At 38.3% G+C, this 25,515-nt stretch carries 18 protein-coding genes; 5 read left to right on the forward strand and 13 right to left on the reverse strand.

Features of this window, described 5'->3' with window-relative positions:
* The 3 genes from GGR21_RS10655 to GGR21_RS10665 all read right to left on the reverse strand — a co-directional run bounded on the left by GGR21_RS10655 (position 1) and on the right by GGR21_RS10665 (position 5,165).
* Positions 1-3,357: a SusC/RagA family TonB-linked outer membrane protein gene (locus tag GGR21_RS10655; protein ID WP_183307209.1), complete on the reverse strand. Its 3,357-nt coding sequence runs from the start codon at positions 3,355-3,357 to the stop codon at positions 1-3.
* Positions 3,358-3,561: 204 nt separating this feature from the next.
* Complete coding sequence (locus GGR21_RS10660; protein ID WP_183307210.1) at positions 3,562-4,533, reverse strand: FecR family protein; 972 nt, start codon at positions 4,531-4,533, stop codon at positions 3,562-3,564.
* Between the two features lie 32 nt (positions 4,534-4,565).
* A complete protein-coding gene (locus GGR21_RS10665) occupies positions 4,566-5,165 on the reverse strand; it encodes an RNA polymerase sigma factor (RefSeq protein WP_183307211.1) in 600 nt (199 codons plus the stop codon).
* Between the two features lie 548 nt (positions 5,166-5,713).
* Here GGR21_RS10665 and mltG point away from each other — a divergent pair.
* Positions 5,714-6,733 (forward strand): endolytic transglycosylase MltG, encoded by a 1,020-nt coding sequence (gene mltG, locus GGR21_RS10670; protein WP_183307212.1) that lies wholly within the window; start codon positions 5,714-5,716, stop codon positions 6,731-6,733.
* Positions 6,734-6,740: 7 nt separating this feature from the next.
* Here mltG and GGR21_RS10675 read toward each other — a convergent pair whose 3' ends face one another.
* The 7 genes from GGR21_RS10675 to GGR21_RS10705 form a co-directional block, all read right to left on the reverse strand.
* The gene (locus tag GGR21_RS10675; protein ID WP_183307213.1) at positions 6,741-8,153 is read right to left on the reverse strand and encodes an undecaprenyl-phosphate glucose phosphotransferase; all 1,413 of its coding nucleotides are present in this window, start codon (positions 8,151-8,153) and stop codon (positions 6,741-6,743) included.
* Between the two features lie 44 nt (positions 8,154-8,197).
* Positions 8,198-9,073: a CPBP family intramembrane glutamic endopeptidase gene (locus GGR21_RS10680; protein WP_183307214.1), complete on the reverse strand. Its 876-nt coding sequence runs from the start codon at positions 9,071-9,073 to the stop codon at positions 8,198-8,200.
* Positions 9,074-9,078: 5 nt separating this feature from the next.
* Positions 9,079-9,936, reverse strand: a complete 858-nt coding sequence (locus tag GGR21_RS10685; RefSeq protein ID WP_183307215.1) for an N-acetylmuramoyl-L-alanine amidase-like domain-containing protein — start codon at positions 9,934-9,936, stop codon at positions 9,079-9,081.
* Positions 9,937-9,940: 4 nt separating this feature from the next.
* Positions 9,941-11,608, reverse strand: a complete 1,668-nt coding sequence (locus tag GGR21_RS10690; protein ID WP_183307216.1) for a formate--tetrahydrofolate ligase — start codon at positions 11,606-11,608, stop codon at positions 9,941-9,943.
* Between the two features lie 134 nt (positions 11,609-11,742).
* On the reverse strand, positions 11,743-12,147 hold the full coding sequence (locus tag GGR21_RS10695) for a DUF5856 family protein (protein ID WP_183307217.1): 405 nt from the start codon (positions 12,145-12,147) through the stop codon (positions 11,743-11,745).
* Between the two features lie 292 nt (positions 12,148-12,439).
* Positions 12,440-13,528: a TlpA disulfide reductase family protein gene (locus GGR21_RS10700; RefSeq protein ID WP_183307218.1), complete on the reverse strand. Its 1,089-nt coding sequence runs from the start codon at positions 13,526-13,528 to the stop codon at positions 12,440-12,442.
* A 32-nt stretch (positions 13,529-13,560) separates the two neighbouring features.
* Positions 13,561-14,520 carry a tyrosine-protein phosphatase gene (locus GGR21_RS10705; protein WP_183307219.1) on the reverse strand — a complete coding sequence of 320 codons (960 nt, stop codon included), beginning with the start codon at positions 14,518-14,520 and terminating at the stop codon, positions 13,561-13,563.
* Between the two features lie 234 nt (positions 14,521-14,754).
* Here GGR21_RS10705 and GGR21_RS10710 point away from each other — a divergent pair, with 234 nt between their 5' ends.
* The gene (locus GGR21_RS10710) at positions 14,755-15,813 is read left to right on the forward strand and encodes a tyrosine-protein phosphatase (protein WP_183307220.1); all 1,059 of its coding nucleotides are present in this window, start codon (positions 14,755-14,757) and stop codon (positions 15,811-15,813) included.
* A 55-nt stretch (positions 15,814-15,868) separates the two neighbouring features.
* Here the strand turns inward: GGR21_RS10710 and GGR21_RS10715 are convergent, their stop codons facing one another.
* From GGR21_RS10715 to GGR21_RS10725, 3 genes are all read right to left on the reverse strand, one after another.
* Positions 15,869-17,971, reverse strand: coding sequence for a M60 family metallopeptidase (locus tag GGR21_RS10715; RefSeq protein ID WP_183307221.1), 2,103 nt, complete (start codon positions 17,969-17,971; stop codon positions 15,869-15,871).
* A 292-nt stretch (positions 17,972-18,263) separates the two neighbouring features.
* Positions 18,264-22,871 carry a translocation/assembly module TamB domain-containing protein gene (locus GGR21_RS10720; protein WP_183307222.1) on the reverse strand — a complete coding sequence of 1,536 codons (4,608 nt, stop codon included), beginning with the start codon at positions 22,869-22,871 and terminating at the stop codon, positions 18,264-18,266.
* Between the two features lie 121 nt (positions 22,872-22,992).
* On the reverse strand, positions 22,993-23,352 hold the full coding sequence (locus tag GGR21_RS10725; RefSeq protein WP_183307223.1) for an arsenate reductase family protein: 360 nt from the start codon (positions 23,350-23,352) through the stop codon (positions 22,993-22,995).
* Between the two features lie 144 nt (positions 23,353-23,496).
* On the opposite strand from GGR21_RS10725, the gene GGR21_RS10730 reads away from it, so the two are divergent.
* Genes GGR21_RS10730 through nadD form a run of 3 tightly spaced genes read left to right on the forward strand, consistent with a single transcriptional unit; the run spans position 23,497 to position 25,514 of the window.
* The gene (locus GGR21_RS10730) at positions 23,497-24,369 is read left to right on the forward strand and encodes a YicC/YloC family endoribonuclease (RefSeq protein ID WP_183307224.1); all 873 of its coding nucleotides are present in this window, start codon (positions 23,497-23,499) and stop codon (positions 24,367-24,369) included.
* A gap of 6 nt (positions 24,370-24,375) precedes the next feature.
* Positions 24,376-24,939 (forward strand): guanylate kinase, encoded by a 564-nt coding sequence (gene gmk, locus GGR21_RS10735; RefSeq protein ID WP_183307225.1) that lies wholly within the window; start codon positions 24,376-24,378, stop codon positions 24,937-24,939.
* Positions 24,936-25,514, forward strand: coding sequence for a nicotinate (nicotinamide) nucleotide adenylyltransferase (nadD, locus tag GGR21_RS10740; RefSeq protein ID WP_183307226.1), 579 nt, complete (start codon positions 24,936-24,938; stop codon positions 25,512-25,514). Before gmk ends, nadD begins: the two co-directional genes overlap by 4 nt.
* Position 25,515 lies beyond the last annotated feature (1 nt).

Raw genomic sequence — 25,515 nt, forward strand, 5'->3', positions numbered from 1 at the left:
TTAGAAGTTAACATTTAAACCGAATATAATATTCTTCAACGTAGGCAGTTCTCCATAGTCTACGCCATAATTAGCACTGCTGGGTTGCGATGCGTAGGAGAACTCGGGGTCGTAACCTGAATAGGAGGTAATTGTAAAAAAGTTATCGAGCGAAGCATATATTTTTGCTCTGCTAAGTCCGATTTTCTTCATTAGCGAAGTTGGAAGATTGTATGCTAATGTTATTGTCTTAAACTTGAAATAGCTTGCATTTTCGAGATAACGGGTAGATGTTTGTGTATTATAATCTCCAGCATATCCTGTATGAACGCCTCTCATTACCGGACGAGGTACTGAATTGGTCGTTCCCGGACCTCTCCAGTAATCTGTAGCCATCTCTTTGGATACATTGTAAAACTGATTGCCCGAAACGGCAACACCTAGGTGATCAGTCCCTTCGGTTCCACCACCTCCACGCCATGCCGGCATAATTTTTCCTCCTGCGCTAAACTGAGTAAATACAGCCAGTTCGAAATTTTTCCAACTCATAGTAGAGGTTATTCCTCCAAAAAAATCGGGATTGGCTTTTCCTACATATACCCTGTCATTATCATCTATGTCGCCATCTTTATTATGATCGATATATCTGACATCTCCAGCTCTTACTCCTTTTGCATACAATGCAGCCGGTACATCCGAATCGTATTGATAAATTCCGCCCATTTCGAGCATATAATACGAACCTATGGCTTTACCATTTATCAGTGCACTTTTTTGCCCTCCAAAGTTGACACCGCTACTACCCAATATAATCATGTCTTGTCCATCGAGTAATTTTCTCAAACGGTTGCCTATGAAGGATATATTACCGCTCAGATTCCATTTAAAGTCGCCGGTCAGAATGTCTCCGCCTATAGCCAGTTCCAATCCTCTGTTGTCGAGTTCCCCTATATTTCCTGTCAGCGAAGTATAGCCGGTAGTAGCCAAGGTAGGGCGTCCATACAAGAGGTCGGTAGTACGGTTGTAGAATAAGTCCACTGTAAAGTTAATCCTGCTATTTAGAAATTCTGCATCAACACCTACATTAAACTGCGTAGCCTTTTCCCATTCCAGATGTTGTGCCATTTGAGATATTTTAAAGCCCGGGTCGTTATTGTAAGAATTTCCTCCGGCTGTTACCAGCGAGTGTGGTATATAGTTGCCGATACCTGACTGGCTTCCTGTACGCCCCCAACTAAGGCGCATCTTCAACTCGTTCATTACTTTAGTCTTCGGGATAAAATTTTCTTCTGATACTCTCCATGCAAAAGATGCTGAAGGGAATGTACCATATCTGGCATTTTTGGAGAATCGTGAAGAGCCGTCTCTTCTGATTGCGCCTGTTAGTATATATTTATTCTTATAATTGAGTGTGAGCCGGGACAGATAAGAGTCTAAAGTATACTGATTAAATCCTATTGAACCTTTATAAATGTTATTGGATGCAGCCAGAGAGTTAAATCCGTCGGAAGGGAAGCCGTCTCCATAATTATCACTTTTTGCCCCAAATGTCTCATATTTATATTGTTCGAAAGAGTGACCGACCAGAGCGGTATACCTCAAATCTTTCCATTCGCCATCATACGAAAACATGTTGTCGACAACATATCTTACACTAAAGTCTTTTTGTTGTGTTAATGCCGCCCAATCTGCATGGTTTTTTCGGGCGTCATGTTTTTCTGATATTTTCTTTTTGACCTGATCCAGTATTCCGTATACATTACCAGTTACTGCATATTTAAATCCGGCAAAGGGTGTAAAGTCAATGCCAAGATTGGCCACAACCTGAGTTTTATCTACAGTCCAGTCTTCTTCGTTTACAAGCATTACCGGGTTGTGACGTATAATTTGGTCTTCTCCGTTTACTTTGTAACTTCCGTCTTCGTTGTACGGGCTATACCACGGTTGTTCTTCTCTGGCCGTACGGATGATTTTCAAGCTGGAATCACTATCTTCTACCTGAGAGAACCGGCTATGTGTCCCAGACATATTAAGCCGGACATTGAACATCCTGTTTATCTTGTGAGAAAATTTTGCTCTTAGACTATATTGGTCGTAATCACTTTTCCGCACTGCACCTTCCTGCATAGTATATCCTAATGATGTGTAGAAAGACGTGGCTTCATTACCTCCCGATAGAGATACATTGTGAGCTGTTTGGTATGCGGGACGACGATATATTTCTTTCAGCCAGTCTGTTTCTTCAATCACATCGGGAACAAAGAATTCGTTGTTTGTCCTCATTTGTACATTGTAATTGTCCACAGCAGTTTGCATTACCCGCTTATACTCATCTACATTGGCCATTTTGATATCATGAGCAATATATCCTACTCCAAAACGTCCGTTATAGTCTACTTTTGTTTTGCCCGATTTACCACTTTTAGTCGTAATTATGACAACTCCGCTATTTGCTCTGGAACCATAAATGGCAGCAGATGAGGCGTCTTTCAAAATATCCATTTGTTCTATGTCGTTTGGGTTTATTACGGGCATAGACTCGCTCGGTATCCCATCTACTACATACAAAGGACCATTGCTGCCTGAAATGGAACTCGTTCCCCGGATAAGGATATTAGGCATACTTCCCGGTTTACCCGATGCGGAAGATACATTGACCCCTGCAACACGTCCTTGCAGCATTTTTACTGCATTATAGTCTGCACCCTGATCCACATCGTCTACTTTCATGTGACCGATAGATGTAGTAACTAGTTTCTTAGACTGTGAACCGTAGCCTACAACAATGACTTCATCCAGTACTGTTTGATTTTCTTCCAGTATTATTTTTATTTCTGTTTGATTATATATCTTCGTTTCCTTAGGATTATATCCAACATAGGTAATTGATAACGTAGATTGCTTATCAACAGATAAGAGGGAGAATCGCCCATCGACATCAGTAAATGTACCATATGTAGTTCCTTTGACAGAAACACTGGCTCCTATAATGGGCTGCCCATGCACATCCAAAACGACTCCTCCTATGTTTACTTTTTCTTTAGGAGTCGGATCAGATGTTTTTTTCTTATCGAAAATAACTATTGATGTTTCAGATACAATATTAAAGTTGAGATTGCGACTAGCAAAAGCAGATGACAATACGAATGATACGTCTACTTTTTTCAATGAAATATTAATATCTCTTTTGTCGTCTAATACTACATTCCGGTACGCAAACCTGTATGTAGTTTGTTTTTCGATAGTAGAGAACAATTCTTTTAAGGTTGCATTTTTGAGTTCTACTGTTACTTTTTGTTCTTGGGCATATGCATTTGCATTACTTATGACCAACAATAATAAAACAAGTAGAATATGCCTTGTTTTAGCTAATTTCATAATTAATCATAGAAATTTAAAGGTTAATAATTTATTCACTTATATCAACGTCGATTGTATATAAAGACAGTGGTTACGGAATGAAGTACCGAAACAAAAGTGTGTTGTAAAACATGTTTTTCGTAATGCTACATGAAAGAAACTCTAATAAAATGAGGCATGATACTGTAAATATACCATGCCCTTATTTTGATTATGGACATTTTATTTGTCAGTGAAACTTATTTCCCGGCCTTTGATTGTGTAATTCAGATGATATGATAGACTTATAATTTCTAATGCTTCGAGGAGGTTGTCTCCTACTATTACGCCCGAAAATAAATCGTTATTCATTTTAGTTCTTAGATTTAAGGAAATGCTGACTCCGTAATTTTCTTCAATAGTTTGGAGTACATCCTGCAAGCGGGCATTCTCGAATAAAAGTTTTTTCGATTTCCAGATTGATGCATTTTGTGGGTTCTCCTCTGTCGTTATATTAATTTCTCCAGTCAAGCGATTGAATATTCCTTTTTGCTTAGGGTGTAGTTCTTTTTCTTCTTTGAAAGATGATAGCAATACATGTCCTTCCTCTAATACCAGTTCTACGGTTTTACTTTTTTCCCGGGCATATAAATTAAATTTAGTTCCGAGTACCTTTATTTTCATATCGTCTACTGCTATTATGAAAGGCTGATCTTGCTTTTTTGTAACATCGAAATACGCTTCTCCCTCAAATGATATCTTTCTTTCTTTCTTACCATAAGCCTGAGGTGCATACCGTAGCTGTGACTCTGAATTTAGTGCGACTTTTGTCCCATCTGGCAAAACTATATTTGCCCTTTCTCCCTTTGTTGTAGATACGATCATTTCTTGTTCTGCAAGACTCTTGTTTTCATAATAAAGATAGCCTGTAGCCAGCAACAATACAGGTATCAGGATGGATGCAGCAACCTGCATTATTCTACGGAATGGTAGTACTCTTTTTTGAGTAGGATAAATATTTCTATTTACTTTGTGTTTTATTTCTCTAAGTTGTTCTTCGGATACAACATCTTCATCGATAGAATCATGAAGCCAACTTTCATACATAATATCTTCTAATTTCGAATCGGGTAGATTATTTACAATATTCCTCAGTTCTTCCAGTTCTTCCGAGTTTATATTGTTTTGTTTATATTTTGTTTCCAGTTTTTTCATAACAAGATGTATAATAATGTATGACAGCTTTTCTATAAATCTGTACCGATGGACAGTATATTTTTAACAATTAATAAGACTATAGTCCAAGGCAAATGTTTTTGTAGTTCTTGTTGCAAAGCTTTTAGTCCTATAGATAATTGATTCTTAATTGTTTGCTCTTTCAACTGTAACTTATCAGCAATCTCCTGATTGGAGTACTGCTTCAGCTTACTATATTCTATTACTTTTCGCTGAGTTTCGGGTAAAGCCTTCAGGGCATTTTCTAATAAGCGACAGAAATCATCGTACTCTATGGCATGATGTGTATTGTCTATGGAAAGCTTCTTCTCATTATAGAAATCCACATAAGTTTCGAAGGAAAATGAATTCAGATTTGACTTGTATTTATTAATAAGCTGAAATTTTGCTATTTTAAAGATTAGAGATCGGAGTGTATCTGTCTGTATAATTTTCTCTTTATTTTGCCATAATTTTATAAATACATCCTGCATTATTTCTTCAGAGTCCTCTCTCGATTTTGTATATTGCATACAATAGCCATAGAGACGAGCTCCATACAAGTCGTATATCTTGTCAAAAGCCGCTTCTGATCCTTCTTTTAGCTGGGATATTAATTCTTTCTCTCCCATATACTTAGTGGAGTTTGAATATTTTTTTGATAATTAGTATGAAAGTCTCTTTTGGATTCAAACTTAGCAAAATTGATTCATATTTTATGTGAGATTTTCCAAAAATAGATAATATTTAGATTGTGGCAGTCGGTTTCGATAAATTTTAATAGCAAGTTAACTTTAGAGTTAATAGATTCAACACTTCTCAATTTTTCAGATATTGCTCATGAAAATACAAGGTATGAAAAATAAGAATAGGATGTACCATGTAAGATTATACTAGTTTATAAAAGAACAGACTTGCTATTTATCCCTAGATATCTGTTTGTTTTACTATCTTTTACTTCGATATTCTACTATCAAAAACAGGTAACGAATTGGTAATAGAGGTACTGCTAAAATCTGCCTTTTCTTGCTTTTTTATTTCCCGAATAGCAAAGCAGATTAATGCTTTATAATTTGATTATCAATCTGATGTTATTAAATTTTGTTAATCTACTTAGATATATTACCTTTGTTACTTTTTAACTAAATAATAATTGATAATAAGCGAATTAAACAAATATATGAAAAAGAAAATTATTTACATATTACTTGCTTTGGTTGTGATCGCCGGAGCGGTTGCCGGATATGGTTATAGTATATTGAATACCGGATTTGCCACAGATAAAACAGTATATATTTATATCGATGAATCGAAAGATTATAACAGGCTATTGGCGCAGGTAAGAGATAGTGCTAAAGTTGAAAGTTTATCGCATTTCGAAACATTAGCTGGATTAATGGATTACAAAGATAACCTGCGTACAGGACGGTATGCAGTAAAACCCGGGATGAATATCTATGACCTAATAAAAAGCCTGCAAAGGGGACAGCAGGTTCCGGTAAGGCTTACTTTCAATAATATCCGTACAAAAGAGGATTTCGCTAAACGTATTGGTGAACAGTTGATGCTGAATGATGCAGAGTTGTTAAGTAAGCTGGATAATGAGCAGATATGCGAAGAATCAGGCTTCAACCTCCAGACTATCCCGGCAATGTTTATTCCCAATACTTATGAGTTTTATTGGGATATAAGCATAGATAATTTTCTGAAACGGATGAAGCAGGAATACGATAAATTCTGGACAGAGAGCAGGTTAAACAAGGCAAAAGAAATAGGACTAACCCCGATCGAAGTTTCAACGTTAGCTGCTATTGTAGAGGAGGAATGTATGTATGCAGATGAATACCCGAAGGTTGCCGGATTGTATATAAACCGTCTGAATAAGGGGCAAGCATTGCAGGCAGATCCTACAGTAAAGTTTGCTGTGGGTGATTTCGGTTTGCGTCGCATCCTTTTCAAACATTTAGAAGTGGAGTCTCCTTACAATACGTACAAGCATACGGGATTACCTCCGGGTCCGATACGTTTCCCGTCTATAAGAGGTATAGATGCGGTATTGAATTATGCGAAACATGATTACCTGTATATGTGTGCAAAAGAGGATTTTTCCGGCTATCATAACTTTGCGAAAACACATGCTGAGCATGAGCAAAATGCTAACAGGTACAGGAGGGCTTTAAGTGCAAGAGGAATTTTTTAAAGCTTTTCTAGAATGCCTTTTCTTCGCCTTTTATGGCATTGTATACTGTGAGGAATATGATCTTCAGATCGAGGAAGAAAGTCCAGTTTTCGAGATACCACACGTCTTTGATCACACGCATTTCCATTTCTTCGACAGTCTTGGTTTCACCTCGGCAACCGGTAACCTGAGCCCAACCGGTAATTCCGGGTTTCACAAGATGGCGCACCATAAACCTGTCGATAAGTGAAGAGTAAAGAGCTGTGTGTTGGAGCATATGGGGGCGTGGTCCAACTATAGACATATCATTCTTTAGCACATTAATAAACTGGGGGAGTTCATCGATGCTTGTCTTACGCATGAAAGCGCCTATTTTGGTAACCCGGGGGTCGTTTTTAGTAGCCTGTAGTTTGTTCGCTTCCTTGTTTTGCCGCATCGATCTGAATTTGTAGCAATTGAATTCTTTACCTTTAATTCCAGTTCTCTTTTGTTTAAAAATAATAGGCCCCGATGATTCTCTCTTTATTAAGAGGCCGAAAATTAGATAAATGAAAGGGAATAAGGTTATCAGGAATAGTGACGAAACGACAATATCGAAAGCTCTTTTGACAAATCTGTTGGAGAAATATTGCAAAGGCTCGTACCTAAGGCGGAGTACCGGTGTGGAACCTATAAATTGCAGTGATGCTTTACGTTTGAAGTATTTGTAGAATCCGGGGATAAGCTGGAATCTTATCATATTCTTTTCCGAGATCCTTATTAGATTTGAGATATAGCTTTCTTCCCTGTCAATAACTGTGCAGAACAGGTCATCTACTCTGTTGTTTTCGATAAAGGCTTCTATGTCGGATATTTTGCCCAGATAATTAGGTAGAGAGTCCCGCTGATTCTCATCATCGTCGAAAAAGCCTAATATCTTATATCCAAAATCACTGGACATAAGGGTTTCGTATGCTTTTTCTCCATTGGTCCCTCCTCCTATAATGATTACATGCCTGAAGTTATATCCTCTTTTTCTGTAAGACTTTAACGCTATTCTGAACAGAATATGCCATCCCACGAAGAATGTTCCTAAGATAAAGAATCCTGTGAGCCAAACTAATATGGAAAGATTTATGACTCCGAACAGTGATAAACTGACAGTTACAAATACAGCATAAAGAGCAATGAAGACAGAGGATTGTTGTACTATCTTTTCGAGAAAAATGATGTTGGAAGATATTTGGAAATGGACAAATGAAGAGGTGAAGAAATAACAGAGATTGATTATTAAAAAAGCAATTACTTTCTCTTTATATTGTAATTGGCTGGTGATAACTTCATTTTCTGAAAATATATTAAATGCTAATAAAAAGAATGAATTGATGAGTAATAAATCACCAAAACGAATAATCCAATCTATCAGGTAGCCATATCCTTCTTTTCTGTCCTTCACATCCATAGAGTAGCTAATGAGTATACAAAGATAATACTAGTTTCGGGATTTTAACCCATTATCTTTTTTATATAAATAAATAAAATCAAACCAGATAAAGTCAAACTCGATAATATAAGTATCATATTTTGATCAAGACTGAAATAACTTATTTGTTCTGTTTCGGGTATATCGTAAAAAACATATATAAGAATTACATTAATTGCATTATGCACAATGTGCACGATAACAGGTATCCATATGCTATGTGACCATACAAAAAGATATCCTAAAAGTGCGCCTAATAAAACTCGCGGGATGAAACCATAAAACTGAAAATGAAAGATGCTGAAAATGATAGCAGCCATCCATATAGCGATATGCTTGTTTATTACTATTTTTTGTACAATCTGTTGTAGGCAGCCTCTGAAGAAGAACTCTTCAACAATTCCGGCTACGACAGCTATTACCAATAAGTTCAGAATCAGTCCACCAATAGATCTGTCTATAAATAATAGCTTTACCAAAGCTGCAGAGGATTCTTCTTTTTCTCTCATCCAGGTTTCAAGGGAAGCCATAGATTCGGGTAAGATTATTTGTTGGTTATAATAACTTATACAATTGACAAGAGGTTGTATAACAATTATAAGCAATATGGACAGAGCCATTAAAGTCCAGTTTTTACTGATCTTGGAAGAGAGAAATATTCTGGGTTGGGGATAACAAAGGCAGGCAAATGCTATGGATGGAATGAGAAATAAGCCTAAGGATTGGATAACCATCACGATTCTGGTTACAGAATCAGTTTTGCCTATCTCCCCGATATTTACGGCTAAAGTTATGATCAAAGTACTTAGGAAAGCACTGGAAATAAAAAGAAAAATGAAAAAAAATAGCTGCGACCAGCCTCCCATTCCATATAATCCTATTTTATAGTTATTATCCATAAATCTTAATCGTTGATCCGGAGAATACTGATGCCCGTACAGTTTTTTGAACTTTGGCAATAATCTATCAAAGTCCTGCTTTCAATTATTATTTTCTTCATTCTGCTGGATGCATGGATGAAGTGTAGCTTCTCTCCCTGCCAATAGGCAATCCCTATATGGGAATAGTCCAATCCTTTTATGGCTGTGGCAAATGCGATAATGTCTCCGTTTCTGATTCCTTTCTGATTATTTGCAATAGAGGTAACCGAAATTATATTATAGCTGTTCCTGCTATTGATAGTTTTCTCTACTGTCTTTATTTCTTCTATGTTTTCAGGGCTATTTTTCAGATGTGTGTACAGATCGGGTTTGGATGACATAAAGTTAATCTCCTTATGGATATTGCTTCCTCCCAGTTTGAGAGTTATATCTTTAAGTACTCCCTTTTGCCCGTTTTCATATATCCAATCGGTAGTATAATGCAATCGTGAGGTATAGCCATCCGCTTTCCCGTTCCGGTACCTGATATTGGAAAATGTGCGGGAGAGATTTTCCTGAGAGTAATCTCCTGATTTTATTACTTTCGAAAGGGCTATACAAGCTTCAACGAAGGTTGTACAATCAAACTCATTTAGGTTTATAACTATTTTGCTATCATCAGAGATTTCCAGAGTGGAAGCTATATAAGGCTTATTCAGGAAAAATCTGGCAGTATTGATTATTAGTTCTTCATAAGGTTTATCCTTTTGATCAGAAAATCGCTTTATATAATCTTCGTATACCAGAGAATCCTGTTTATTCCAAAGTATTTCTATGCTCTTTACCTGGAAAGAACATAATAGTCCGGTTATAATCAAAATGTATACTTTGGCAGATCCCATTTCCCTAACTTAATCCTTCGACAAATCCGTTTATGATATCTATCTGTTTTGCCTGAGGTTCTGCCGGTAGTCCGGGCATCCGCATAATATTTCCGGCTATGGCTACAATAAACTCTGCACCATTGTTGATTACAATGTCATTGATAGTTAAAGTAAAGCCTTTCATCGTGCCATAAGCATGTGCATTATCTGAGAAAGAATATTGCGTCTTGGCAATGCATACAGGATAGTGATTAATACCTAGTTTGTCTATTTGCACAAGTTTCTTTTTAGCCTTTGCCGAAAGGACAACAGAACCTGCCCCATATATTTGTTTTGCTATCTTTTCTATCTTGACCTTTGGAGAATCTCTCTCTTCATAAGTAAAGCTGAGATTGTTTGATGGGTTTGACTCAATTTGAGAAATTACCGCCCGGGCAAGAGAAACAGCACCTTCTCCACCTTTGGCAAATGATTCGTTGAGAGCAAAACTTACTCCTTGTTTTTCACAATGGTCTTTAATCAGTTCAATTTCTTCATCTACATCGAATCCATATTTGTTCAGGGCTACAATGACTGTCTGTCCGAATGACCTCATATTCTCGATGTGTTTATCCAGGTTGTCAAAGCCTTTCTTTAATCCTTCGATATTTTTCTTCTTTATATCTTCTAACGGTACATCTCCATGCATCTTCAAGGCTTGTGTCGTAGCCACAATAACTGTTAGCTTCGGACTAATACCAGCTTTTCTGCATTTAATGTTGAAGAATTTCTCAGCTCCCAGGTCGGCGCCGAATCCGGCTTCCGTGATCACAAAATCGGCATGTGTCATCGCCATTTTTGTGGCTATTATAGAATTACATCCATGTGCAATATTGGCAAAAGGTCCTCCGTGTATAATAGCCGGACTGTTTTCCGTAGTCTGTACAAGATTTGGGTTTATCGCATCTTTCAGTAAAACCGTTATTGCTCCGGCAACTTCCAGGTCGGCAACTGAAAATGTATTTCCATTCGCAAAATAACCTAATATAATGTTTCCTATACGTCTTTTTAAATCCTCCAGATCCCTCGATAAACAAAGGATCGCCATGATTTCGGATGCAGGAGTAATTTCGAATCCCGATTCTGCAGGTGCGCCATTCTCTGAACCATTGAGGCCTGTCACTATGTGTCTCAAATTGCGGTCATTCACGTCCAGCACACGTTTCCATACTACTTCTTTCAGATATTTGTCTGTACCTCTGTTCCGGTACTGATAATTATCTAACAGCGCGGTTATCATATTGTGCGCTGATGTAATAGCGTGGAAATCTCCGGTGAAATGGAGATTTATATCTTCCATAGGTAACACTTGTGCATATCCTCCTCCGGCAGCACCGCCTTTCATCCCAAAACAAGGGCCAAGGGAAGGCTCGCGCAATGCAACTATCGCATTTTTACCAATTCTTTGCAGTCCCAGTGCCAGACCTATTGATGTGGTAGTTTTCCCGATTCCTGCTTTCGTCGGTGTGATAGCTGTCACAAGAATAAGATTACTCTTGGCTACTTTTTCTTCATCGATGAGTTTTACCGGAATTTTAGCTATGTATTTTCCGTAGTTATGTATCTCGTTAAGGTCTATATTTACCTTTTCCGCTATGCCGGCTATGTTCTCAAGCCGGGCTTCACGGGCTATCTCAATATCAGTTTTCATTTTGGTCTGCAAGTAAGATTTATGGAATAGCAAAGGTATGAATTTTTATTCTATAAAATCAGCGTTCTTCCATAGATAAACAATAAAAGCTACCCCAGATGGGTAGCTTTTATATCTTTTTGTAATATTCCTTATTATTGTAGTCTTTTCAGACGGTACAATAATTGTTGAATAGCTTCTTGATAATCATCAATGATTGCCTGGGTAAAAGCTTCAGCAAACAGTTCGCGTTGACCTTCCGAATAGTTGAAGAAATCTTCAGCGTATTTTATCATGTCGGTTGGTGTTTTGGTTTCAGGAATAGTGATATTCAAATCGCCTTTTACTGCGTAAGAAGTTTCTACAAGACGGTCTGTAACATCAAGCAGGTCTTCGATTGCCTGGTCTAACGCAATATGTTGTGCATAACTTCCTTTACCTGTAATATGCCAGTGGTAAAGTTTCAAACTACTGTTGAAAGAAAACATCTTTCCAACAAACTCAGCTATTTCTGCATTTAATGTGCTAGCTTTTTTTTCTTTTAATGTTGAAGTACTCATAATGATAAATTTTATTTATATTTATTATTTTATTATAGTCAAAATTAATATATTTGGAACTAATATCCAAACTATAATGATTGAATGTTTAAATGTTAATATAGATATATTTTATAATATATATTTACCAGCTCCTATACCCCGCATATATAGTAAACAATATAGGTCCGTTTTTGTTTAATTTTTTTTTATCACGTGTTTGTTGATATGTATATATTGCATAATCAATTATATATGAATAAAAAAAGTATCCGTTATAGTGACTTCGGATACTTTTTTGTAGATATTCTTTTTATTTTTTCATTATCTCTGCTATTTTTAGTTTCATGCCTTCCCCGCGCAAATTCCGTTCAACAATTACTCCGTCCGGTCCGATTAATATTATGTGAGGAATACCGTTAATGCCATATAATTTAGTTGGAATTTCTCCGGCATCGAGTATTTGCGGCCATGTTATTTTGTCCTCTTCTATAGCTTTTATCGTTCGTTCTACTTCATCCCACACGGCAACGCCAACAATCTCAAATTTATCGCCTTTATATTTATTGTATATTTCTTTCAGGTTTGGCACCTCTCCTCTGCATGGGCCACACCAACTTGCCCAAAAATCAACCAGAACATATTTTCCTTTGCCTGCGTAATCGGACAGGGATACCTTTGTGCTGTCTTTCTGGGTAATAGTAAAATCAGTAAACTTTTGTCCGACGGCAGTCTTTTTTAACGATTCGTTTCTTTCTATCAGGCGTTTAACCATTGCCCGCTCCTTAATGTCCGGACTGAGCCGGGAGAATATCGTATCCATTCTACCTGTTGAAGCCGACATAGATATATCATTGGCTACGATCATTCCTATTACATTGTTGCTATTGGCTTCAAATGTTATGTTTATGATATTATCAAAAGCGGGTCCCCATTCGTTTTGATATATATCCGATTGTCTTTTTAACTCTTTAGGGTCTTTTATTTTCTCTCTTAACGCCATATAGCTATCGTAAGAAATTTTACGCATGCTGTCTGTTGTATGGCTAAATGTTGAATATATTTCATTCAGAGGTGTTCCCGATGCATTGTTTTTTTCTAAATCGACAGTAATCTTACCCTCTTCTAATATGAACCTGGCATGCTGGCGTTCAACATTTACACTGCAAAATCTTATTGTATCAGCAATCCCTCTAAAGACAAACTTACCACTGTCGATAATCGCACTATCAATGGTCCGGCGTGCATCCTGGTCGGTCAAATAGATTGTTTTGCCATTAAGAGAGCTAATGGCAGTACCTTCCACTATATACTCAGCCGGAGCCGGAGCATTGTCTTTGCATGAATAGTAAACACACACACTAAAAATGAATATTAAAATTGGCGTTGTTACTGTTTTCATAATGTAATAATATTAGTTTATAATATAGATCCTTATTTTTCAAGATAAAGTCTGCGCATTCTCACAATGTCAACTTTCAGTACTTTTGTAAGGAAGTTCATTATCGATCCGTGATCCCGTTTTATCTGGTTTATTCCTGCCTGCAGGAACATGCGTTTTACAGTAAATATAGATTCGGCCCGTGGATATTTGGCGATGAAAGCGTCGTATTTGTCGCTAAGGTATATTTTGGATGAGAGGTAGTCTTCCATCACTGTTTGTTCGTCTACTCCTAAAGAGAACAATACCAGCGCAGCAGCCATTCCCGCCCGGTCTTTTCCTGCCGAACAATGAAAAATGAGAGGTGCACTCAGGTTATTCTGAACGATGGCGAAGAATATACGAAAAGCTCTAACACAATCAGGATCGCTTACCAGAAGCCTGTTCATGTGTTTCATGTGCGAGTCGATGTTAGTTTTAAGTAAATTGGCCTGCACTCCTTCTGTGCTCAGATTCCCGGGAGTAATGGCAATAGGGTAAGTGAAATGTACGGTTGGCGGCAGCCTGTCGGGTGACCGGCGTGTTTCGGCCTGGGCTCTGAAATCGATAACAGAGGTTATAGGTATACTTGTCAGATATTTTAAGTCGCTTGCAGTAAGATTGGATAGTTCATCGGCCCGGAATAACTTTCCCCATTTAGTATACCGGCCTTCCGTTGTTTTGAATCCTCCCAGATCGCGGAAGTTATATCCTCCTTCCATCGGAAGATGTCTTTCGGCTAAAAGAATCCGTCTGTTTTCAGTTTCAAGAATAAAATAGATTCGTATGGATGTACTGACACTCAAATGAAAAGAACCGCTTCCGTTACCCCTGAGGATGGGTGTGGAGAAATTAATATTTTCCACAGTATGCCCTGCATACAAAGACCAGTTCCCCTCTATATTAATAATAAGGCTCGCTTCTTTTGTATATTTATTTCGTATAATTTGAGCTTCCTGTACAACTCTATCCATAGAAACTCTAGATTTCCCTTCCTCCTCAAGAAGACCTGAATCAATTTTCATAATCTTGCTAAAACATACAAATATACGGATTTAGTTGGAATTTTCTTTAATGGAATGTTAAAAGGCTGTAAATGTGAAAAAAAGGTAAATCTTCGCAAAAAAGACATTGGCTATTGAAAAGCAATCGATACTGATGTATCTTTGTTATGACCGCATCATAAATTAAAGGGGAGAAGTATAAAGATGAAATATAATCTGTTAGTTTGTTTTGCAACAATAATTATCTTCTACAGTTGTGCGCCGAAACCATCGGTTACTGTCTTATGTGAAAAGGATGCAAAAGGGAATTACGTCCTGAAATGGGAAACTTATCCTGAAATAGACAATGTCCCGGCCGAGATTTTTATTTCGGACAATGACAGTGTTTTTCCTGCGAGTCCGACCTTAACGGTCAATTCCAATGATTATATAGCTGTTATAGAGAATCATTCCGACACCGTGGAGCGGCGGAAATATTTCCGGATAAAGATAGAGGGCACGATGTCAAATATTATTACGAACCGTTTTTTCGAACTCGACAGTATACAGAATTTCCGTGATATAGGTGGATATATTACCAATGACAATCGCAGGGTGCGCTGGGGAAAGATTTTTCGATCGGGAAGCTTTTTTAAGATGACACAAAATGATAGTCTGGTACTGAATAGCCTCGGAATAAAAACCGTTATAGATATTCGGTCGGAAGATGTAAAATCAAAACAATCGGATCGGTTCAAACAGGCTAATAATATAAGGTTACCAATAGCTTATAACGGATATGGTATTATATCACAAAAAGTAATGGCGGGAGAATTTTTGCGTGGAGATGCTATTATTTACACGCAGGATACTTACAGGGATATGGTGAACAATTTTGCCAAAGAATATGCTAAATTCTTCGATTACCTGTGCGATGAGAAAAATTATCCTATTGTTTACCATTGCTACTTAGGTAAAGACCAGTCGGGACTTGCCACTTTCTTTCTGTTGCGGGCTTTGGATGTTCCAATGGATGTGATAGAAGACGATTATCTGATATCTGATGTTTTGATAGACAGGTCGAAACTGGTGAGAAATGCCGACAGTCTTTCGGAATCGAGACAGGAGGCCTTTACCATGCTTTCAAAAACTGACCTTGCTTATCTAAAATATGGTATATCGTGTATACGGGAAAAGAGTGGTTCTGTGGATGAGTATATGCTGCACGAATTAGGGCTTACCCCTGAAAAGAGACAAAAATTGAAAGATATTTTACTTCATTGAAATACAAGGGCGTGTCAAAAATCCATTGACGCGCCCTCTTGCTATAAATATTTACTTACTTTTCTTTTCCTATATAATAGGTATGGTTAGCATCTGTTAGTTCATACAGAGGAATGCCGATATCAGGTTTTTTAAAGTTATATGCTTCTATCTCTTTCTTTAGTTCGTCTATCTGTTTCTGAGTGATAATGATTTCAGTCATGCCATAATAGTCGAGTGAAGAAAAATGTGTAGGACGCAGCATTCCCCACTCTTCGAAGAAACCGAGCATATTGCGCTGGCCTATGATACAGGTTTGTCTCATAAAGTCGAGTTGCAGCAATCCGTTGAATTCTTCTTTGCTATTTATAAATTCTGTGTAATCTTTTGTGCGGGCATGTTCAAAGATATCTTTATAGAAATCTTTTTGACCCAGTATATCAACAAAGTATAGTTTAAGTTGCCACATCGGAACCAGCTTGAGAAATACATTGTCGTAAATATCCTTCGGATTTTCCCTTTCGCTCCATACCTTCTTATCTTTTACAAACCTTTGTACAGCCTGTGGATATTCGTTATCTATTCTGATGGCTCTGTCCAATACTTGTTCCTGATTGTATAAAGCGCAAAGATTGTTGGTTACCTCGACAGTCCCGGCCCACCTCATACCCGGGCGTACCTGATTGGTGTGTCCTACTTCATGTCCTATAACCCAAATCCTTTCTTTAAAGAATTTTTCGGTACAGAATACATTGGCATAGCCATTAAAGTTGTAAGCTGTGCGGTAGTCTGTTGCATATGCGCCAACTCCCGGCCTTATGTCATAATTGACGTGGATAAAGGATCTGTTATTAAACATTTTATTATACTTTACCAGTCCCATAAAATCCATCTGTCCGTAAATAGCATTGTCGAAATACTCGATCTGTTTCACGATGTCTGTATTGTATTTCCTGTAATCGCCCAGGCTCCATACAACATGTGCATAGTTTCCTATTATATCTATATCTTCTGCAATGCCATATTTCTCTCCTTTGAGTATTTCCTGCCAGAAGGTATTATTGTGTTTCGTTCTGTCATAGTATCCGTTTACATTTCCTGTCAGAAAGTGTATTTTTGCGGTTTTGGCTTTCAATATGCTCTTATCTTTCGGGTGTAATGGAATGTCTTCGTCCGTATGATTGTAAATGTAAATCAATCCGGTCTGGTCTGGTTTTATCACATTCAGTCCGGTCTTCAGCGGATAGCTTGCCGAATGTATTGTTGGCCTGAGATTACAGATTTCAAGACTAAGATTTTCGGCTTCATTATCTCCCACAAATACTATCAGGCTTTCTTCTGTATTGTCTACGTATATTCCTGTGGCATTATCTCTCAGGCTATAGGTATTGGTTCTGTTGATAGCCGCCTTGATGTTCGGATGCTGGTAGGGACGGTATTCCTGCACCCTGAACTCAGCATCGTATGTTTTGTTATATAGTGCGGTTGCCAACAGTTTTATAGGGAGGATTTCTATTTTATCAATATCCTTTTTCTTAATATTCTTCTTTAATTGTGAGCATGTTTTATCAGTAAAGATATTTTCAAAATCAACATTCTGTTTCTGCCGGGTATAAAATTCCATTTCGCCGCAGCTCACCCTGCTCATATAACCGGAGTTGATTCTCATCTCAATTTTTGTAACATTATCCAGTGGCTCTTTGAAGGAAATAACTGAAGCTGAGAAAGGTCTTTGTTTGAAGTCGTAGTCGCCTATCTTTGTTAGTTCGGGCTTTTGGGCTGTAGCTGCCCATAATTCTAATTTCCCGATCGCTCCCCAACCATTGCCACTATCTTGTCGCGAATTGTGGATCAGATAATCCAGTTTTTCGTTTCCGGTGAATTCGAAAGTAATGATAAACGGCCAATTGTTTATTACACCGAATTTAGAGTTGAAATATGTTTTCTTATCTCCATCAGTCATTTTAGAGGCTTCCAATCCGATTTCTTCAGAGGTTGCTTTTACACTTTTTACGGTTAGCAGTTTATCCGGAACAAATGGATGGTTGTTTGCAGATACCTTAATTTCTTCGTTTGTTGCAACTTTCTTTGTCGCTCCGGAGCACGAAATAGACAACAGGAATATAATCAGTAAGAAAGAAAGGCTCCTGTAAGGAGAAATAAACGATGTTTTTTTCATAATGATATATAGTATTAAAGTTACGGTCGATATATTTATGGCTACATAAATAATAAAATGAACAGTGTCTTTATATACAAAGAGACTTAAAAATAGGGAAATAGCTTTACTGTATTTGTTTTTTATTTGGCTCTTTTGGTTTATTATAGATTTAGGTTATAAATTAATTAAGGGGGATAAAATCAATGATTTCCAATGCTGTTTTCTTTATAGGTAAAATGCATCAGAATTCATTTAGGTAGTTCCGGTGGTTCGTAAAAAAGTATAGATTCTCTTTGACTGGCTTCTCTGCTTAGTCTTCTTTATTGTTTATAATCGGCTGTTGAACAGGCTTTACCTGCGTTGAGTCGGACGGTATGGGCTTTACCGGTGTAGTATTTGATATTGTTTGTTGCTCAATTTGTTGATTCTGCTGTTCGGCCTGTTGGTTTTGCTGTTGCTGGCTTTGTTCCTGATTATTAGTGCTTCTTCTTCTCGGACGGAACGACTGGAAAAGACGTTTTAATGTAGCGGCTTCCTTACTATACACGATACCAATACCTTGTGTGGTTTCTGCTTGTTTGTAGTAACGGTCGTTGGTGTGACTATATGCACGTAGGGTCCACATCGAGTTTAGTTCGTATTCGAGATCGAAATCTCCGATGAAATCATTCCCCGAATTTGTGGTCTGCCCGGTACGATAACCGACATTAGTACTGAATTTTAATTTATCGTCCAAAAATTTACGGGATACATTTACACTCATGTCCATCTCGTTAAAAGTCCCGTCTTCCGATTCTATGTTAGCTCCTACCTGCCATCCGTCACCCAGCATACTGCCCACCAATGAACTTAATCCTTTCGATAAAGTGGAGGAAGCCAACCCCGTCCACAGTCCGCTACCAAATCCTGAACCTACGCCGCCCATACTGGAATAGAAAGAGCCTGTAGCTACCAATGAGGCAAATTGCATCGTTTTCTGTTCGTCTGTGCTTATAAGACTGTTCACCTGGGTCATGATATCATCGTTGGCATTAGGCAGGCTGATATTATAGGCGACATCCATTTTGTCCATATTCCCGGATATTTCAAGAATACAATCTACATCTATTCTTCCACTTTGGAGTGTATTGTCGAGTGTGTTGGGATTAGCCTTTACCCTGCGATACGCAGTAATATCGAATCGTGTTTTCAAAGGGTCACCTGAGAAATATAATTTGCTTCCCTCCTTTATTTGGAAATCGAGTTTCTTCAAGCCTTGCAGGTTGAGTTTTACAAAACCGTTGGAAAGCGTGTAATCTCCATAAGCCGCCATATTTTCTGTGACCATATCGTAGCTGAAGTCTATAGTCCCGCTTCCTCTTGCCTGCATCTCATCACCCGTAACAGGGTCGATTATAACGCCGAGAAGAATATCGGAGTTTACATCCAGCTTCACCTTTAATTTCAACGGCAGAGGTTTTTCAATAGGATTTGCCGCTGCTTCTTGTTCAGCTCTTAATTTTTCTTCGGGCACATTTATATATACAACACTTTTATAATCAGATGCTTCTGAATGTTGGGGCAATAATATGTTCAGACGCGAATTCTTTTCATTTCGTACCTGCATGGTCATGTCTATACCGTTGTCATCTCCGTCTATTCGAACCGTGCCCGATGTAAATACCCTTCCATAAAACAAGCTGTCGGTGCGGTTTTCAGTATTCAGTACCATCAGGTTATTTAATTGGGCATTAAGTGTATATTTCATATCCTCGAAATTCCTGTGAGTTACGGTAGCGTTCATTATCGCCGTGTTTCCCTCGCTATCCCTGACGGTAAGATTTTCAAAACCTATCCGGTCAGGGCTTATCCTGATAGTATCGGATATGGTGTATACAACATTGGTATAATCTACTCCTATTTGCGTATTGTTGAATCCGAGAAATCCTCTCACTTTGGGGGCCTTTGTGCTGCCTTCTATTATAAGGTTGGTACTCATGCTGCCATCAAGCTTGTTGAGCATGTCTGCCACAAAAGGCTGTGTCCATTTCAAAGGCATTTGTGTAAGTCTTAACTGCAGGTCGAGAGAGTCCTGCCGGGTGTATATCGTACCATCGAGTTCGGCTCTGTCTTCCCCATCTTTTTCCAGTAACGCGTTTAGCCTTGCTCCACCGAATTCGTTACTCCATGCGCTCTCGAGATTGAGAGTGCCCAGAGTATCACTGAATATAACTATGTCTGCCATTTCCAGTCCTTTTGTATATACTTCGGGTTGTGCCAGTAAGTTAGTCAGTAAAATGTTCCCGTTAATTAGTCCCCTGATATTTTTCACATCAAACGCTTCCAGTATAGTTCCTATTTCTGCATGGTCGAAATATGCATTCAGGCTATCTGTTTTCTGATCGGAAATTACTCCGTCCACACCAAAATATCTTTTGTTATTCACTCCCAGACCGAAGTTTTTTATCTCTGTACGTTGTCCTACGTTCATAATTTCGGCAGGAAGTAGGTTTAACGACAGTTTCTCTACATTCAGTGTCGATGGCGATATTTTCAGTGTCGATACAAGTTCATCGCTTTCATTTCTGAAGAACTGGACTAAAGACTCTATACCTCCGTTGATATTGATCGCTGTATTGTCGCTATTGATCCCTATATCTGTATAAAGGTTGTTCTGAGCCCCATCTATAAGCATTGAAAGATTATAGTTGCCTTGCTCCATCAATATCCTGCTTTCGGCTGTAACACTAAAGGCAGAATCCAGATTAAAAACATTCAGTGTCGTATTCTCGATATCGTATTCGCCAAAGCGCATTGAAGGAACATTTGCGTCTATTTTAATTTGGTTGGCAATCGTATTTATATGCCCGTTGATGCTTGCGGGTTTAAGGATTTCAACAGGAAGTTCGAAAATACGGCTTAACTCTTCAGTATTTTGTGAAGTGATGTTGAATGTAAAATCATTTTGCTCTTTCGATCTATGCCCTTTGTGTTCGTGGGGGAATACTGCCGGCAGATAGTTATACAGAACATGAGACATTTCGTCTGACAATATCATAAATGAATATTGCCCTGCAATATTAGCTGTGAGTAAGGATGAATTGAAATTGATAAATTTATTATCTTCTTCGTTTTTCCCGGCTTCCAAAGTGAATTTCCCCGGTTTAAAATCAAAATTTTCAGCAAAGAAATGCAGGCTGTCTATAGCGGCCGTTCCCGTCATATTATCTATGTTGAGTCCTTTTATTTTACCATCGAGAACCATTGACAGACGCGGATTGATCCATGCATCGTTTTTATAGAAATAGTCTACATGCATTGTGTCTACCCGTAGATGTACGTTAATATCAGGAACGTTGTCCTGCGACATACTGGCTTTTGCTTCCAGTTTTCCTATATTCCAGTCGACTTTTGCCGAAACGCCCATTTCCTGCGCATTGTAATATGCTTCGAACGGAAGGTTTTTCATTGTTTCCTGATTGAATCCCAGGGATTCTATACGTCCTTGTACTTGTGCGTTCAACGGTTCTTTTTCTGTCTGACGGGCTTTCAGATTTACATTGGCAGCCAATCTTCCCAATCCTGTGTCGGGACCGAGTAGCTGGCCAAGATTGAAATTATGGGTTTTCAGTCCGGCTGTCACATCAAAATTGGTAAATGTTGTGTCTACGCCACCGGTAGCCAGCATGTTGAGCGATCCTTGCCGGCACCAGGCTTCGGCATCCAGCCTGAATTTGTTAAGTTGCCCTGTCAGTTTCCCTGTCAGAAATATGTCACCCATGTCTTTGAGTATATCGGGAGACACAAAAGTGGAATCCCCTAATCGGGCAAACGCTGTTACGGCAGATGGGGAAGCTTTCGCTTTGTCGATGGAAAGGGATATATCGGAAGTTCCGTATCTTTCGTAACTGGCTAAACGGGCGTTTCCGTTCAGATAGAAATCTTCGCCGTATGTGAGATTCAGGTTTTGGATATTTATCTCGGGCAATGTGCCTTTTATATTCGTATTCAGTGATATTTTTTTATCCAGAAACTTCAGATTCGGAAGAAATGCTACTAAGTCCATCGGTTCTATTTCCGTGTCTTCCGTTCCTATTTCAAACTCTCCCGTAGCCAGATTATACCGCGCATTATTTGTTAAGAGACGGGAGTCGGGCAGATAAAGAGAAAGCCCGTCTACCCAAAGCTGGTCTTTATCGGAATGCATGTGGCCTTTCAGATTCTTTATTTCGATGCCCGATCGTTCCTTTGCTGCAAGTTTGTTTAGGGCAATATCGAATTTATCAGTATCTATCGAATTCAGATCGAGATTTATATTAACATCGTAGAGTGAGATATGCGAAGCGTTAAATATTCCCGGTGTAAGCGTATCGACCAATATATCATAATTGAGACGTCCATTTCTCAGGTTTATGTCCTCAATCACTATAATGAGAGAGCTTTTGGTTGTATCTACAACAGTCGTGTCGGGGCTGGAAAAAGCATCGATAATAAACTGAAAATTGAAGTCGCTTATACTATCCTTCTGGTTTACATTGATAATGAAATCATTGATATCGATGCCTGTGATTGCCAGTTTGCTACTCTTAATAAATTCCCATGGACTCAGGCTTACGTCTAGATTTTGAGCATAAAGCAATGTATCCTTTGCCTGGTCTTCTATGTATATGCCTTCCAGGGTTGCATGATTAAACAACTTCAACCGTACTTTATCGATTGAAACTTCTGTATTCAGGGTTTTCTTTAATTCATTTACCGCAAAGTCTGCTGCTTTTTGCTGAATGGAGGGAATAGACAGAAGTATAAATAAAAGCACGTTCAGTCCGATCAGCCCGAGGAATATATATAACACAACTTTCAAAAACTTTTTGATAAAGCTTTTTTTCTTCGGTGTGCTTTCTATACTTGTATTTATGTCTTCTTTTTTCGGTTCCTCCATAGATGGAATTAAATTGCTGATAAATTAATACATTGTTTTGTCATGCTGAGGTAACGAAGGATCTCCCTCTTTATATTCAGATCCTTCCCTAGGGTCAGGATGACAATAAAAGATAAGTTTCTTACTTTAATTTTTCACTCCATTCATTTTCATTAAATCCGACCAGAATTAAGTTCCCGGAAACAATGATGGGACGTTTTACAACCATTCCGTTAGAAGCCAAAATATCGAGAAGGTCGTCTTCCGAAGACGATTTTACCTTTTCCTTCAGATTCTCTTCTTTGTAAATTCTACCCGATGTATTGAAGAAACGCGCTATGGGTAGTCCGCTTTTATTAACCCACACCGAAAGCTCTTCTTTCGACGGATTGTTCACCGAAATATCCAGGCTTTCAACTGCTATGTTGTTTTCTTTTAGCCACTTCTGTGCTTTTTGGCAAGTGCCACACTTCGGGTATTGTAAAAAGAGAATCGGTCTCATATGAATATGTTCGTTTATGTTTTAACAATATACAAAAATAAAGGTTTAATCTGAATAACATTATTTCTGCATTTAAAGTTCTTGATTTATAGCCCTAACGCGTAATATTTGTTTATTTTTGTACCTAAAAATAAAATAAACAGTATGATACAATCGATGACAGGTTTCGGAAAAGCTTCCGCCGAACTTGATAAAAGAAAAATAACGGTAGAAATAAAATCCCTTAACAGTAAACAATTAGACCTTTCGGTACGCTTGCCTAATTTATACAAAGAACATGAAATGGAAATAAGAAACTTACTTTCCCGTCAATTAGAACGGGGAAAAGTCGATTTTCTTATTTATGTGGAAAATATAGGCAGTGAAACTTCCACCCAGCTAAACCAGGGGATAGTGGAAGGATATTATAATCAGATAAAGGAGTCTGCCCGTAAGCTGGGTATAGATGAGCCATCGGACTGGTATCCCGTACTGATGCGTATGCCTGATGTGCTGAAATATGAGGTGCAGGAGGTCGATGAAGAGGAATGGAATACTGTGATGAAAGTAATAAATGAGGCCATAAAACAATTACAGGCTTTCCGTAAGCAGGAGGGACTGATGCTTGAAAACCTGTTTAAAGAAAAAATAGGTAATATCTCCATTCTGCTTTCCGATATAGAACCATTTGAAGCCGAAAGGGTAGAAAAGATAAAAGTTCGCATAAATGAAGCTTTACAGAAAATAGAGGATTTCGATTATGACAAGAACCGTTTCGAGCAGGAAATGATCTACTATATAGAAAAACTCGACATAAACGAGGAAAAATCAAGATTAGCCAATCACCTCAGCTATTTCCTCGAAACAATGAAAGCAGGATCGGGGCAAGGTAAAAAGCTAGGGTTCATAGCTCAGGAGATAGGCCGTGAGGTGAATACGATGGGTTCGAAATCGAACCATGCCGATATGCAACAAATAGTTGTCCGCATGAAGGATGAACTGGAACAGATAAAAGAACAGGTATTAAACGTTTTATAAACAAGGATGGGTAAACTGGTTATCTTCTCCGCTCCATCGGGTGCAGGCAAATCGACCATAGTTAATTATCTGCTTTCGCAGAACCTCAATTTACAATTTTCTATTTCGGCAACCAGCCGGCTACCGCGTGGAACGGAACAGCACGGGGTGGAGTATTATTTCCATTCACCTCAGGAGTTCGTCGATAAAATAGCAAACGATGAATTTCTCGAATACGAAGAAGTCTATAAGGATTGCTTTTACGGGACATTGAAAGCTGAGGTGCAAAGGATACTGGATAACGGAGGGAATGTGATTTTCGATGTGGATGTTGTAGGTGGATGCAATATAAAGAACCACTATGGGGACAAAGCCCTCTCGGTATTTATTGAACCGCCTTCCATCGATGCGCTTCGTAACAGGCTCGAGAAAAGGGCGACAGATTCACCTGAAGTAATAGTATCCAGAATTGCAAAGGCTGAATTTGAAATGACTTTCGCTTCCCGGTTTGATGTTGTTATAGTAAATGATAATCTTGAAGAAGCTAAGGCTAAGGCATTAAAGGCAGTAACAGATTTTTTATCGAAATGAATATTGGTGTTTTCTCAGGCTCGTTCAATCCCATACATATAGGACACCTGATATTGGCGAATTATATCACAGAGTATACAGATATTGATGAAGTCTGGTTTCTGGTAAGTCCCCAAAGTCCGTTGAAATCGAAAAGTAAACTTTCCGATGAAGCTATCCGTTTAAAAATGGTAGAATTAGCTTTAACGGAATACCCTAAACTGAAAGCGAGTAGTTTTGAATTTTCCTTGCCCAAACCGTCTTACACAATCAATACGTTAGATGCATTGAAAAAAGAATATCCGGAACATAGTTTTACATTGATCATTGGTGCAGATAACTGGAGCATCTTCGAAAACTGGAAGGAACATGATGTAATACTCGAAAAGTATCCGATAATGGTTTACCCCAGATTGGGCTACCGGATCGCAATATCCAATAAACTAAAGGGCAGGGTAGAAGCAGTGGAAACGCCTATTATCGAGATTTCGTCCACTTTTATACGTGAAGGTATACTCGAAAATAAAAATGTGAAGGCCTTTTTACCGGATGGGGTATATGAATATATTCTAGAGAATAAATTATACACAAAATAAA

Source organism: Dysgonomonas hofstadii, from assembly GCF_014196915.1.
GTDB lineage: Bacteria > Bacteroidota > Bacteroidia > Bacteroidales > Dysgonomonadaceae > Dysgonomonas > Dysgonomonas hofstadii.